This window comes from Pseudomonas sp., assembly GCF_041601375.1.
Lineage (GTDB): Bacteria > Pseudomonadota > Gammaproteobacteria > Pseudomonadales > Pseudomonadaceae > Aquipseudomonas.
On sequence record NZ_JBFIIG010000028.1, the window covers coordinates 21,475 to 35,256 of the forward strand.

The 13,782-nt window shown below is 62.9% G+C and carries 8 protein-coding genes and 2 pseudogenes; 3 read left to right on the top strand and 7 right to left on the bottom strand.

Features of this window, described 5'->3' with window-relative positions; translation table 11 throughout:
- Positions 1-54: 54 nt before the first annotated feature.
- The 6 genes and pseudogenes from narI to ABZE94_RS06380 all read right to left on the bottom strand — a co-directional run.
- A complete protein-coding gene (gene narI, locus ABZE94_RS06355; protein WP_372874688.1) occupies positions 55-867 on the bottom strand; it encodes a respiratory nitrate reductase subunit gamma in 813 nt (270 codons plus the stop codon).
- A complete protein-coding gene (gene narJ, locus ABZE94_RS06360; protein ID WP_372874690.1) occupies positions 860-1,615 on the bottom strand; it encodes a nitrate reductase molybdenum cofactor assembly chaperone in 756 nt (251 codons plus the stop codon). The genes narI and narJ overlap by 8 nt, the downstream gene beginning before the upstream one ends.
- A 2-nt stretch (positions 1,616-1,617) precedes the next feature.
- On the bottom strand, positions 1,618-3,156 hold the full coding sequence (gene narH / locus ABZE94_RS06365; RefSeq protein WP_372874691.1) for a nitrate reductase subunit beta: 1,539 nt from the start codon (positions 3,154-3,156) through the stop codon (positions 1,618-1,620).
- Positions 3,157-3,262: 106 nt separating this feature from the next.
- The gene (locus ABZE94_RS06370; protein ID WP_372874692.1) at positions 3,263-7,033 is read right to left on the bottom strand and encodes a nitrate reductase subunit alpha; all 3,771 of its coding nucleotides are present in this window, start codon (positions 7,031-7,033) and stop codon (positions 3,263-3,265) included.
- A gap of 117 nt (positions 7,034-7,150) precedes the next feature.
- A complete protein-coding gene (locus ABZE94_RS06375; RefSeq protein WP_372874693.1) occupies positions 7,151-8,566 on the bottom strand; it encodes a NarK family nitrate/nitrite MFS transporter in 1,416 nt (471 codons plus the stop codon).
- Positions 8,547-9,849, bottom strand: a pseudogene (locus ABZE94_RS06380) (nitrate/nitrite transporter); the annotation flags it as partial. The pseudogene ABZE94_RS06380 and the gene ABZE94_RS06375, both read right to left, overlap by 20 nt.
- 239 nt (positions 9,850-10,088) lie before the next feature.
- Between ABZE94_RS06380 and ABZE94_RS06385 the strand changes: the two are divergent.
- Positions 10,089-11,888 (top strand): HAMP domain-containing protein, encoded by a 1,800-nt coding sequence (locus tag ABZE94_RS06385; protein ID WP_372874694.1) that lies wholly within the window; start codon positions 10,089-10,091, stop codon positions 11,886-11,888.
- Entirely contained in the window at positions 11,885-12,541 is a 657-nt protein-coding gene (gene narL / locus ABZE94_RS06390; protein ID WP_372874695.1) for a two-component system response regulator NarL, read from the top strand. Before ABZE94_RS06385 ends, narL begins: the two co-directional genes overlap by 4 nt.
- Positions 12,542-12,666: 125 nt before the next feature.
- On the opposite strand, the gene can is transcribed toward narL, so the two are convergent.
- Positions 12,667-13,293 (bottom strand): carbonate dehydratase, encoded by a 627-nt coding sequence (gene can, locus ABZE94_RS06395; protein ID WP_372874696.1) that lies wholly within the window; start codon positions 13,291-13,293, stop codon positions 12,667-12,669.
- 255 nt (positions 13,294-13,548) lie between these two features.
- On the opposite strand from can, the pseudogene ABZE94_RS06400 reads away from it, so the two are divergent.
- Positions 13,549-13,782: pseudogene (locus ABZE94_RS06400) on the top strand (hypothetical protein); the annotation flags it as partial.

The window sequence follows — 13,782 nt, forward strand, 5'->3', positions numbered from 1 at the left end:
GCGTGCAATGGGCCGAAGCGGAATACCGCCCGGCCCACCCAGGTCATAGACCGCTTAGAGTTCCTTGGCCTTGACGGCGCCCATGGCATAGCCGGGCTGCGGCGCTGGCGCCGGTGCTGCGCGACCAGGCTGGGCCAGCGGACGAACCAGCGGCCGTTGCGCAACCGGATGCACGCCCTTCTGCCGGACGATCTGGTAGCGCCGGCCCAGGTACCACACCGGTGCGCTGATGATGTGCACCAGGCGGGTGAAGGGGAACAGCACGAACAGGCTCAGGCCGAGGAACACGTGCAGCTTGTAGACCAGGCCCACCGGTGCGATGGCCGCCGCGGCCGCCATCGGTTGCAGGGTCACGGTGTATTGCGCCCAGTTGGCCAGCATCACCATCACCGAGCCGTCCATGTGGCTGGTCGAGGCGACGATGGTCAGCAGACCCAGGGCCAGCTGCACCAGCAGCACCACCAACACCAGCATGTCCGAGGTGCTGGAACTGGCCCGCACCCGCGCATCGCCGAGGCGACGCTTGAGCAGCATGACCAGGCCGATCAGGCAGAGCATGCCGAAGAAACCACCGGAGACCATGGCCAGCAGCTGCTTGTTCTGGGTACTGATGAACGAGTGGTAGAGCGCCTCGGGCATCAACAGACCGACGAAGTGACCGGCCAGGACGAACAGCACGCCGACGTGGAACAGGTTGCTGGCGATGCGCATGTAGCGTTGCTCGGCCGCCGAACGGGCGAATATCTGGCTCGAGCCGGCCTTCCAGCTGTATTGCGACAGGTCGAAACGCGCCCAGCTGCCAATGATGCAGATAGCCAGGGCAATATAGGGATACACCCCGAACGCCAGCAGATTGATGTTAGACATTGCGCGCCTCCTGGGTCAGCTCGGTGGCCAACCCATCCTGATTGAAATCAACCCAGTGCAACGGCACCGCCGACTCTTCACGGGCCTTGCCCGGCAAAGTGGTCTGGCTCGGGCAGCGGTCTTGCTGCTCGGCCTGGAGGAAGTCCACGGCCTCCTCCTCCCAGATCTTGTCGAGGGCTTCGAGCGAGTCGTCACGCACCTCAGCGGCGACCTGTTGGCGCACCTCGGCCATGGCTTCCTGCGGTTCGACCCCGGCAATCTGCAGCAGCGCGCGGAAGCAGCTGGCATAAGCGCTTTCACGCTCATCCAGACGGGTGGCCAACAACGCCAGCAGATGCGCGACATCGGCCAGGCCCTCGCGGGCCTCCAGGTCTTCGCGGGTGGAGAGGAACTCCAGGTACAGCGGGATGTAGTCCGGCAGTTCCTTGATGCCGATGGCGAAACCGGCTTCTTCGTACTGAGCCATCATGTCGACCATGGCTTGACCGCGGTCGCGGGACTCGCCATGCACGTGCTCGAACAGCAACAGCGACAGCGAACGACCACGGCCGAACAGCGCACCGTAGTGCTCTTGGCCATCCATCAGATCGTGGTCGCAGATCAGTGCCAGCAACTCGTGCAGTGCGCCGCGTTGCGCCGGGCTGATTTCCCGCGAGGCCTCGATGGCCAGGGCCAACTCGGCCCGACCTTCCAGCAACTGCTCGGTTGGATAATCCAGTAGCAGTGAAATCACCTTGAGAATTTGCATGCTCAGTCCTCCCACAACTGTACGGTTTTGAGGATGTCGCGCTGGTTGGCCTTCTTCGCCCCGAACATGTTGGTGTCGGAGGAGCCACTGCAACCGCTGCCGAAGCTGAAGCCACAGCCGGAACGCTCGGCGAAGGCATCGCTGGTCGCCTCCTCACGGTGCGCACTGGGGATGACGAAGCGGTCTTCGTAGTTGGCGATGGCCAGGTAGCGGTACATGTCCTCGACCTGCGCCACGCTCAGGCCGACATCGGCCAGCACTTCCAGGTCCTGCACGCCTTCCACTTGCTCGGCACGCTTGTAGGCACGCATGGCCAGCAGCCGCTTGAGCGCCAGCTTGACCGGAATGACGTCGCCGGCGGTGAGCAGGTTGGCCAGGTAACGCAGCGGAATGCGCAGGCTGTCGACATCCGGGATTACCCCATTCATGCCCACGGTGCCAGCGGTCGCGGCGTTCTGGATCGGCGACAGCGGCGGCACGTACCAGACCATCGGCAAGGTGCGGTATTCCGGGTGCAGCGGCAGCGCCAGCTTCCAGTCGACCGCCAGTTTGTACACCGGGGATTTCTGCGCGGCGTCGATCACCGACATCGGTACGCCGTCGGCCAGGGCCTGGGCGATGACTTTCGGGTCATTCGGGTCGAGGAATATCTCCAGTTGCTTGCGGTACAGGTCCTGCTCGTTCGGAGTGCTGGCCACTTCGTGGATGCGGTCGGCGTCGTACAGCAACACGCCGAGGTAGCGGATGCGACCCACGCAGGTTTCCGAACACACGGTCGGCATGCCGGCCTCGATGCGCGGGTAGCAGAAGATGCACTTCTCGGATTTGCCGCTCTTCCAGTTGAAGTAGATCTTCTTGTACGGGCAACCGCTGATGCACATGCGCCAGCCGCGGCATTTTTCCTGGTCGATGAGGACGATGCCGTCTTCTTCGCGCTTGTAGATCGCCCCGCTCGGGCAGGAGGCCGCGCAGGTCGGGTTGAGGCAGTGCTCGCACAGACGCGGCAGGTACATCATGAAAGTATTTTCATACTCGCCATAGATGTCGGCCTGGATCTGGTCGAAGTTCTTGTCCTTACGGCGCTTGGCGAACTCGGTGCCGAGGATTTCCTCCCAGTTCGGGCCCCACTCGATCTTCTGCATGCGCTTGCCGGTGATCACCGAACGCGGTCGGGCGGTCGGCTGGTGTTCACCCAGGGGCGCGGTGTGCAGGTGCTGATAGTCGAAATCGAACGGCTCGTAGTAGTCGTCGATGGTCGGCAGGTCCGGGTTGGCGAAGATGTTCGCCAATACGCGGAACTTGCCCCCGATCTTCGGGTTGATCGAGCCATCCTTGTTGCGGATCCAGCCGCCGCGCCATTTGTCCTGGTTTTCCCACTCCTTGGGGTAGCCGATCCCGGGCTTGGTCTCGACGTTGTTGAACCAGGCGTATTCCATGCCTTCGCGGCTGGTCCAGACGTTCTTGCAGGTGATCGAACAGGTGTGGCAACCGATGCACTTGTCCAGGTTGAGGACCATGCCGACTTGCGAACGAATTTTCATAGTGTCGACTCCTCAACCTGTATCTGAATCTGAACGGGGTGTACTCGCATGGAGCAGCGACCATGCGCTATCGATCTTGGCGAACGAATTTTCATGGCAGAGCTCCTCAAATGTCTTGTGGCAAGGGTTGTGGCAAAGCTTCGTCGTCTGTGCCGTCAAGCCAGTCGACCTTGTCCATCTTGCGTACCACCACGAACTCGTCGCGGTTGCAGCCGACCGTGCCGTAATAGTTGAAACCGTAGGCCTGCTGGGCGTAGCCACCGATCATGTGGGTCGGCTTGAGCACCACGCGAGTCACCGAGTTGTGGTGGCCGCCGCGGGTCTTGGTGGTCTCGCTGCCGGGCACGTTCACGATGCGTTCCTGGGCGTGGTACATCATCACCATGCCGTCCTTGACCCGCTGGCTGACCACCGCCCGGGCGGTCAAAGCGCCGTTGGCGTTGAAGCACTCGACCCAGTCGTTGTCCTCGATGCCGGCGCGCTTGGCGTCGGTTTCCGAGAGCCAGATGATCGGCCCACCGCGGCTCAGGGTGAGCATGATCAGGTTGTCGCTGTAAGTACTGTGGATGCCCCACTTCTGGTGCGGAGTGATCCAGTTGAGGACGATCTCGGTATTGCCGTTCGGCCGCTTGCCTTTGACGTAGTCAATGGTGCGGGTGTTGATCGGCGGCCGGTAGCTCATCATCTGCTCGCCAAATGCCTGCATCCACGGGTGATCCTGGTAGAACTGCTGGCGGCCGGTGATGGTGCGCCATGGGATGAACTCGTGGACGTTGGTGTAGCCGGCGTTGTAACTGACCTTCTCGTCTTCGAGACCCGACCAGGTCGGGCTGGAGATGATCTTGCGCGGCTGCGCCTGGATGTCGCGAAAGCGGATCGCCTCGTGCGCCTTGGAGATCGCCAGGTGGCTGTGATCCAGGCCGGTGAACTCGGACAGCGCCGCCCAGGCCTTGAGCGCCACGTGGCCGTTGGTTTCCGGCGCCAGGGTGAGGATCACCTCGCAGGCATCGATGGCCGATTCGATCTGTGGCCGGCCCTGGCTGACGCCTTCGGCACGTACCTTGTGGTTCAGCTCACCGAGGAACTCGACCTCATGCTCGGTGTTCCAGTTGATGCCCTTGCCGCCGTTGCCCAACTTGTCGAGCAAGGGGCCGAGGGAGCTGAACTTCTTGTAGACGTTCGGGTAATCGCGCTCGACCACGGTCATGTTCGGGCAGTTCTTGCCCGGCACTGGAGCTTCGCCGGCGGTCTTCCAGTCGATGCCGCCAAATGGCTGGGCCAGTTCGCCGGGGCTGTCGTGCATCATCGGCACGGTGACCAGGTCCTGCTCGACCCCCAGTTGGCCGACCGACATCTCGGAGAAGGCCTTGGCGATACCTTTGTAGATTTCCCAGTCGGAACGCGATTCCCAGGCCGGATCGATGGCCGCGGACAGCGGGTGGATGAACGGGTGCATGTCCGAGGTGTTCATGTCGTCCTTCTCGTACCAGGTCGCCGTCGGCAGAACTATGTCCGAGTAGACGCAGGTGCTGGACATGCGGAAGTCCAGGGTGGTGACCAGATCGAGCTTGCCGATCGCGCCTTCGTCCACCCACTCGACGTCGTTCGGCTTGAAGCCGCCGCGCTTGCCGAGGTCTTCGTTCATCACGCCGTTCTTGGTGCCGAGCAGGTACTTGAGCATGTACTCGTGGCCCTTGCCCGAGCTGCCCAGCAGGTTGGAGCGCCAGATGAACATGTTGCGCGGGAAGTTGACCGGGTTGTCCGGCTGTTCGCAGGCGAAACGCAGCGAGTCGTCCTGCAGCGACTTGAGCACGTAGTCCACAGGCGACATGCCGGCGGCCTTGGCGTCACGGGTGATCTGCAGCGGGTTGCGGTTCATCTGCGGGGCGCTCGGCAACCAGCCGGCGCGTTCGGCGCGGATGTTGTAGTCCAGCGCGTGCTCGGGGAACTGCGACTTGTCGGCCAGCGGCGAGAGCACTTCGTGCATGCTCATCTTTTCATGACGCCACTGCGAGCTGTGGGCGTAGAAGAAGCTGGTGCCGTTCATCTGCCGTGGCGGACGGCTCCAGTCCAGGCCGAAGGCCAGGGGTAGCCAGCCGCACTGCGGACGCAGTTTTTCCTGGCCGACGTAGTGGGCCCAGCCGCCACCGGTCTGGCCGACGCAACCGCACATCATCAGCATATTGATCAGGCCGCGGTAGTTCATGTCCATGTGGTACCAGTGGTTCATCGCCGCACCGACGATGATCATCGAGCGGCCCTTGGTCTTGTCGGCGTTGTCGGCGAACTCGCGGGCAATCTGGATCGCCTTCTCGCGGCTGACGCCGGTGATCAGTTCCTGCCAGGCCGGAGTGCCCGGCACGCTGGCGTCGTCGTAATCCTTGGCGACGTTGCCGCCACCCAGGCCGCGGTCGATCGCCAGGTTGGCTGCCGACAGGTCGAACACGGTGGCGACCTTGGCTTGGGTGCCGTCGGCCAGGGTGATGCTGCGTACCGGTACGCGGCGCAGTTGCACGGCTTCGCCGGCGACATGCTGGAAGTGCTCGTGGGTCTGGCCGCCGAAATACGGGAAGGCCACTTCGGCGACTTCTTCGCCGATCAGGCTCAGTTGCAGCTTGACCTCGCGACCGTCACCGCCTTCGCGGGCTTCGATGTTCCACTTGCCCTTCTCGCCCCAGCGGTAGCCGATCGAACCCAGCGGCGAGACCAGTTGATTGGTTTCGCTGTCCAGGGCGATGGTTTTCCACTCGGGGTTGTTGTCCTGGCCGAGGTTGTCGGCCAGATCGGCGGCGCGGAGGAAGCGGTCCGGCTGGTAGCCGTTCAGCTCAGGCGTGGCACCGACGTGATCCTTGAGCAGCACCAGCACCGGGAAGTCGGTGTAGCGGCGCACGTAATCGGTGAAGTAGGCGCTCGGCTTGTCGAGGTGGAATTCCTTGAAGATGACGTGGTTGAACGCCTGGGCCAGCGCCGCATCGGTGCCTTGCTTGGGGTTCAGCCAGAGGTCGGTAAGCTTGGCCACCTCGGAGTAGTCCGGGGTGATCGAGACAGTCTTGGTGCCCTTGTAGCGGACTTCGGTGAAGAAGTGCGCGTCCGGCGTGCGCGTCTGCGGCACGTTGGAGCCCCAGGCGATGATGTAGTTGGAGTTGTACCAGTCGGCCGATTCCGGCACGTCGGTCTGCTCGCCCCACACTTGCGGCGAGGACGGTGGCAGGTCGCAGTACCAGTCGTAGAACGACAGGCAGACGCCACCGATCAGCGACAGGTAACGCGAACCTGCGGCGTAGCTGACCATCGACATGGCCGGGATCGGCGAGAAGCCGACCACGCGGTCCGGGCCGTGCTCCTTGACCGTATAGACGTTGGCCGCGGCGATGATCTCGTTGACTTCGTTCCAGCTCGAGCGGATGAAACCGCCCATGCCGCGCTTGCTCTTGTAGGACTCGGCCTTGACCGGATCCTCGACGATGCTCGCCCAGGCCTCGACCGGGTTCAGGCTGGCCCGGGCCTCGCGCCAGAGTTTCAGCAGCGGCTTGCGCACCTTGGGATACTTGAGACGGTTGGCGCTGTAGATGTACCAGCTGTAGCTGGCACCACGCGGACAGCCGCGCGGCTCATGGTTGGGCAGGTCGTTGCGGGTACGCGGGTAGTCGGTCTGCTGGGTTTCCCAGGTGATCAGGCCATTCTTCACGTAGATCTTCCACGAGCAGGAACCGGTGCAGTTCACCCCATGGGTGGAACGCACGATCTTGTCGTACTGCCAGCGCGAACGGTAGACGTTCTCCCAATCGCGGGACTCGATGCGGGTTTCGCCATGACCATCGGCGAACTCACCCTGCTTACGGTTGAAGAAACGCAATTGGTCGAGTAGATGACTCATCTCTTTTTCCTCTCAGGCTTGCCGCGGGATCTGTGTCCCGCACACGCAATAATTCAATTCGTTACTGCGCTTCCCTCAGCCGCCGCCAAGCGCCGACTGTGGGAAGCGTCATGCCCGTTAGCAGGGGGTTTCCGCGCCTTTGCGCGAGTACCACCACCAGGTCACCAGGATGCAGCTGACGTAGTAGCCGATGAACACGTACAGGGCCATTTGCGGGCCGCCGGTCAGCGCCATCGAGGTGCCGAAGGACTTGGGAATGAAGAAGGCGCCGTAGGCCGCCACCGCCGAACTGAAGCCGAGTACCGCGGCCGCTTCCTTGCCGGCGTTCTTGATCGCCTGCTCCTTGATCGCCGCCGTTTTGCCGATGCTGCTGCGCTCGTGCAGGGTGCGGAAGATCACCGGAATCATGCGGAAGGTGGAGCCGTTGCCGATGCCGGTGGTGACGAACAGCAACATGAACATGGCCAGGAAACCGTAGAAGTTGCCCACGGTGCCGGCCACCGGGATGAAGGCGAGTACGCCGAACACCGCCGCGATCATCAGCACGAAGTTCCACAGGGTCACCCGCGCGCCGCCCAGCTTGTCCGCCAGCCAGCCACCCAGCGGACGCACCAGAGCACCGACCAACGGTCCGAGGAAGGCGAACTGCAGCGGGTCGACACCCGGGAACTGGGTCTTGATCAGCATCGGGAAGCCGGCGGCGAAGCCGATGAAGGAACCGAAGGTGGCCAGGTACAGCCAGCACATCAACCAGTTGTGCTTGCGCTTGAAGATCACCGATTGCTCTTTGAACGACGCCTTGGCGCTGGTCAGGTCGTGCATGCCGAACCAGGCGGCCACGGCCACTGCGGCAATGAACGGTACCCAGATAAAGCCGGCGTTCTGCAGCCACAGTTGGCTACCGTCACCCAGTTCCTGGGCCTGACCGCCGACCGCACCGAACAGGCCGACGCCGATCACCAGCGGCACGGTGAACTGCATCACCGAGACGCCGAGGTTGCCCAGGCCGGCATTCAGGCCGAGCGCGGTGCCCTGCTGCGACTTGGGATAGAAGAAGCTGATATTGGCCATGCTCGAGGCGAAGTTGCCGCCGCCGAAACCGCACAGCAGCGCGATGATCACGAACACGCTGTAGGTGGTGTTGGTGTCCTGCACCGCGAAGCCCATCCACACTGCCGGCAGCAGCAGCGAGGCGGTGCTCAGGGCGGTCCATCTACGCCCACCGAAGATCGGCACCATAAAGGAGTAGAAGATACGCAGGGTGGCACCGGACAAGCCCGGCAGCGCTGCCAGCCAGAACAACTGGTCGTTGGTGAAGGTGAAGCCGATGCTGTTCAGGCGCACGGTCACCGCACTCCAGACCATCCACACGGCGAAGGCCAGGAGCAGCGCGGGGATCGAGATCCACAGGTTGCGGGTGGCGATCTGCTTGCCGATGCTGCCCCAGAAGTGCGGGTCTTCCGGGCGCCAGTCGTGAATGACCGGCCCCAGGACAGGCTGTCCGGCTATAGGGGGATTTTTGGTTGCGGACATGCTCATTCTCCTTCAAGCGGCAGGAAAGCAGGAGCCGTGGCCTTTTCGGAGACCAGGCCCATAACGGGAGTTTTGCGAACTTCGCTGAAATACATCCAGATCAGAGAGACCCAGACCACGCCGTACATCAGCATGAAACTGGAGGAGCGCACGCCGGTCAGGTCGACCAGGGCGCCGAACATGATCGGCAGGATGAAGCCGCCGAGGCCGCCGGCCAGGCCGACGATGCCGGAGATGGCGCCGATGTTTTCCGGGTAGTCATCGGAGATGTACTTGAACACCGAGGCCTTGCCGAAGGCGAAGGCGATGCCGACGATGAACAGCAGCACGGTGAAGGTCCAGGCATTGAGGCCAATGCTGTAGGCCTGCGGGCCATTGACGGTCTGCACGATCAGTTCGGTCTGCGGATAGGACAGCAGGAACAGGCACACCCAGCTCACCCACATCACCCACCAGGTCACGCTCTGCGCGCCCCACTTGTCCGACATCCAGCCACCCATGGCGCGCAGGATGCCGCCCGGCAGGGAGAAGCAGGCCGCCAACAAGGCAGCGCTCTGCAGGTTGAAGCCGTATTCCTCGACGTAGTACTTGGTCATCCACAGGGCCAGGGCCACATAGCCGCCGAAGACGATCGAGTAGTACTGGCAGTAGCGCATCACCTTGGGATCTTTCAGGCTGCGCAGCTGATCGGCCAGGGACACGTTGCTGCGCACCCGATGGCCCTTGTTCTCGTAAGTGCAGAACCAGAACAGCAGCGCGGTGATGAACATGATCGCCGAGTAGACCTTGGGCACCATCTGCCAGCTGGCCGCGGCGATGATCGCCGGCGCGACGAACTTGGTCAGCGCGGCGCCGGCGTTACCGGCGCCGAAGATGCCCATGGCGAAGCCCTGGTTCTGCCGCTCGAACCACTTGGCGACATAGGCGATGCCGACCGAGAAGGAACCGCCGGCCATGCCGACGAACAGGCCGAGGACCAGGAAGTGCCAGTACTCGGTGGCCATGCTGATCATGTAGATCGGCAGTACGCAGACCAGCATCAGCAGGAAGAACACGATGCGCCCGCCGAACCTGTCGGTGAGCATGCCCAGTGGCAGGCGCACCAGCGAACCGGTGAGCACCGGTGTGGCGGCCAACAGACCGAACTGGGTATCGTTGAGTTGCAGTAACTCCTTGATAGGAACGCCGAGTACGGCGAACATCATCCAGACCATGAAGCAGATGGTGAACGCCAAGGTGCTCATACCCAGAACCAGGCCTTGTTGTGTTCTCAGACTTGCCATAGCGAACGCCCCTTCGATTCCCGAACCATGGGCGGCACACTAGATAGGCAAGGGCATGGCGCACTTGACCTGGGTCAATTAATTCAGAGCTGCCTTGACCTACCCTGCCCGTGCCTACCTCTTAAGTGGTAGCCTCAAAAAACACACAAAAGACCTTTTAAAACATATAGTTAGAACAAACAGCGATCTTTGCCCATGAGCCTGCAGGCAATCCGAGTTCTTTAGAGGTAGTCAGTCCGATGTTGAGATGGATGCGCAGTTCACTGCCGGTCAGAGCCGGTTTGGCGGTGACCCTGATTGCCGTGCTGGCCCTCGGCAGCTCAATCAGTGCCGGGCTGATTGCCTGGTTCAGCGAGGACGATGCGGCGGCGATCAATACCGCCGGCTCCCTGCGCATGGCCACCTACCGCCTGAACTGGCAACTCGAAGCCGGTGCGTCCCCGCAAGACATCGCCGCGCTGCGCGACGACCTGCAGCAGCGTCTGGACGGCAGCCTGCAACAGCACATCAGGGGCAACCTGGACGACCCGCTGTACAACGCCTACCGCGATATCCATAGGCTGTGGCAGGAACAGTTGCGCCCGGCCCTGGATCGCGGCGACAAGGCCGCCTTCCAGCAGCACACCGAGAATTTCGTCGCCCAGCTGGAACATTTCGTCATGCTCCTGCAGAAACAGAGCGAACGCCGGCAGGGCTGGCAGCAGAGCATCCAGGGCGCCGCCCTGCTGATTACCGTGATCATCCTGCTGGTGGGCATGTACGAGCTGCAGCTGAATGTGATCAGCCCGCTGCAGGAACTGGCCAGGGCGGCCGAGCGTTTTCGCAACGGCGATCACGGCGCGCGGGTCGAGTTCCGCTCGGAGGATGAGCTGGGCCAGATGGCCGAGAGCTTCAACGCCATGGCCGAGACCATCGAGGAATCGCACCGCACCCTGGAAAGCCGGGTGGCGCAGAAGACCCAGACCCTGGCGCAAACCAATGCCGCCCTGGAGCTGCTCTACCAGAACAGCCGCAGCCTGGCCACCCGCCTGGCCAATGCCGAGCACCTCGACGAGCTGATCAGCCGCTTTCAGCAACGCCTGCCGGGTCTGCGCCTGACCCTGTGCCTGGAGGACAACCTCCAGGCCCCCGCCGAACACCTGCTGGCGCTGCATGGCAGCGAGACCCGGGAAATCTGCGCGCGCATCGATTGCGCCACTTGCGAGCGCAAGACCAACCCCGACCAGGCCACCTTTATCATCAGCAACCAGGGTAATGACCTGGGCGAACTGAAAGCCTACTTTCGCGACGGACACAAGCCGCAGACCTGGGAAACTGCCCTGATCCAGGCCCTGGCCAACCAGGTCGGCACGGCGCTGTCGCTCAAACGCCAGCGCGAGCAGGAACATCGCCTGCTGCTGCTCGACGAGCGCACCACCATAGCCCGCGAGCTGCATGACTCGCTGGCCCAGGCGCTGTCCTACATGAAACTGCAGGTCAGCCGCCTGCAGACCCTGATCCGCCGCGGCGAAAGCGCAGAGACCCTGGAGACGGTCAGCGACGAGCTGCGCGACGGCTTGAACAGCGCCTACCGGCAATTGCGCGAATTGCTGACCACTTTCCGCCTGCAGATCCAGGACGGCGGCCTCGACCAGGAACTCAATGACACGGTGCAGGAGTTCGCCAAGCGTGGCGACTTCAGCGCCGAACTGCAGATCGACCGCCTGGCCTTTCAGCTCTCGGCCAGCGAGCAGATTCACCTGCTGCAGATCGCCCGCGAGGCGCTGTCCAACTGCGCCCGGCATGCCCAGGCCGGCCACGCCTGGTTGCGCCTGCGCCAGGTCGGCGAACAGGTCGAGTTGTCGGTCGAAGACGATGGCTGCGGCCTGGTTCCGGGCTTCGACCCGCGCCAGCACCACGGCCTGACCATCATGCAGGAGCGTGCGCGCAGCCTGCATGGCCAACTCGACATCGAACCCCGCGCGCCCAAGGGCACCCGCATCCATTTGCTATTCCGCCCCGAGTTCCTCGGGCGTCACGAAGAAGGTAGCGCCGCATGAAGCCATCCATCGGCCAGAGCACTCCCCTGCGCCACAGTATCCTGCTGGTCGACGATCACCCGATGATGCGCCGCGGCATGCGCCAACTGCTCGAACTCGAAACAGACCTGGAAGTCATCGGCGAAGCCGGACATGGCCAAGAAGCCCTGGATCTGGTGGGCCAGCTCCAACCCGAGCTGATCCTGCTGGACAACAACATGCCGCAGATGAACGGCCTGGAAACCCTGCGTCGCCTGCGCGAAATGCACTATCACGGCAAGGTGCTGATCTTCACCGTGTCCGATTCCGAAGACGACATCCGCGATGCCATGCGCCTGGATGCCGATGGCTACCTGCTCAAGGACATGGAGCCGGAGTTGCTGATCCAGTCGATTCGCGATGCCCTGCAAGGCAACCTGGTGGTCAGCCCCACCCTGACCCGGATCCTCGCCCAGGCCCTACGCTCACCCCACACCAGCTCGCAAGTCGACCTCACCGACCGCGAACGCCAGGTGCTGAAAACCATCGCCGCCGGCCATAGCAACAAGGTCATCGGCCACAAGCTCGGCATCACCGAAGGCACGGTCAAGGTCCATGTGAAAAACCTGCTGCACAAACTCGGCCTGCGCTCGCGGGTCGAGGCCGCGGTCTGGGCGATGGAGCATCTGCGTTAAGGCTACGTATCTCCTAACGCCCATGGTGCGCACGGCGCACCCTACCAGGTGCCACGCCCGCCGCGGTCATGCTCCGCGTAGGGTGCGCGGGGCCGCCTAGGCCGTGCGCACCAGGCATCGCCAGTTCACTGCTCATAGAGAAAGCTGTCGTCAAGCTGATCCGCCCCGCTGACCGTCACCTGCAGATCGTTGACCAGGCCGTCGCTAAGCCCGTAGATCCAGCCATGCACCGCCAGTGGCTGGCCGCGTTTCCAGGCGTTCTGCACGATGGTGGTGTGGCAGACGTTGCGCACCTGGCGCTGCACGTTCAGCTCGCACAACAGGTTGACCTGGGCCTCCGTCTGCAAACCGCGAAAACGTTCCAGATTTTGGTGGTAGAGCGCCTTGAGCGCGCGCAGCCAGTTGTCGATCAGGCCCAGAGCCTCGTGGCCCAGGGCCGCGCGCACCCCGCCACAGCCGTAATGGCCGCAGACGATCACCTGTTTCACCTGCAGCACGTCGACCGCGTACTGCAGCACCGAGAGGAAGTTCATGTCGGTGGCCACCACCATATTGGCCACGTTGCGGTGCACGAACAGCTCGCCCGGCATCAGACCGACCACCTCGTTGGCCGGCACCCGGCTGTCCGAGCAGCCGATCCAGAGAAACTCCGGGCGCTGCTGCCGCGCCAGACGGGCAAAGAACTCTGGATCCCTGGCTTTGAGCGACTCGGCCCAGAAGCGGTTATTGGCCAACAAATGTTCAACGTCCATCGAAGCTCCCGATCTCCCCACCGGCGGCAGGGGCATGCGCGAGGATAGGCATGACGCATGGCGGCAAAATTGTTGTGGATCAATATTCCATGCCCTCTACCCCTCCTGAATCAGGACGATCTCTTTAGAGGTAGTCCGCCCAAACGCCCGCTTGCCACCCGGCAACAACTTTTTTTGCCATCTTGATGGTCGTCAATAAGTTCGAGCGCCGCGCCGCTAACGTGCCCCGCAGAATTCATCTGATGAGGCATCACCATGAAAATACGCATGAAGCCAATCGCCCTTGCCCTGCTCGCCTGCGCCGGCCAAGCCGGGGCCAGTGAAAACTTAGGCAACCTGTTCACCGACGGCAAGCCGATCCTCGACCTGCGCTACCGCTACGAACACGTCGACCAGGACAACGCGCTGAACAACGCCAACGCCCAGACCCTGCGCACCCGCGTCGGCTTCCAGAGCGGCAAGTGGTACGGCCTCTCCGCCCTGGTCGAG

Excerpts from the sequence above, each read along its gene's own strand:
- narI (WP_372874688.1), bottom strand. The coding sequence starts at position 867 with ATGTCTAACATCAATCTGCTGGCGTTCGGGGTGTATCCCTATATTGCC.
- ABZE94_RS06375 (WP_372874693.1), bottom strand. The coding sequence starts at position 8,566 with ATGTCCGCAACCAAAAATCCCCCTATAGCCGGACAGCCTGTCCTGGGG.
- ABZE94_RS06385 (WP_372874694.1), top strand. The coding sequence starts at position 10,089 with ATGTTGAGATGGATGCGCAGTTCACTGCCGGTCAGAGCCGGTTTGGCG.
- narL (WP_372874695.1), top strand. The coding sequence starts at position 11,885 with ATGAAGCCATCCATCGGCCAGAGCACTCCCCTGCGCCACAGTATCCTG.
- narJ (WP_372874690.1), bottom strand. The coding sequence starts at position 1,615 with ATGCAAATTCTCAAGGTGATTTCACTGCTACTGGATTATCCAACCGAG.
- narH (WP_372874691.1), bottom strand. The coding sequence starts at position 3,156 with ATGAAAATTCGTTCGCAAGTCGGCATGGTCCTCAACCTGGACAAGTGC.
- can (WP_372874696.1), bottom strand. The coding sequence starts at position 13,293 with ATGGACGTTGAACATTTGTTGGCCAATAACCGCTTCTGGGCCGAGTCG.
- ABZE94_RS06370 (WP_372874692.1), bottom strand. The coding sequence starts at position 7,033 with ATGAGTCATCTACTCGACCAATTGCGTTTCTTCAACCGTAAGCAGGGT.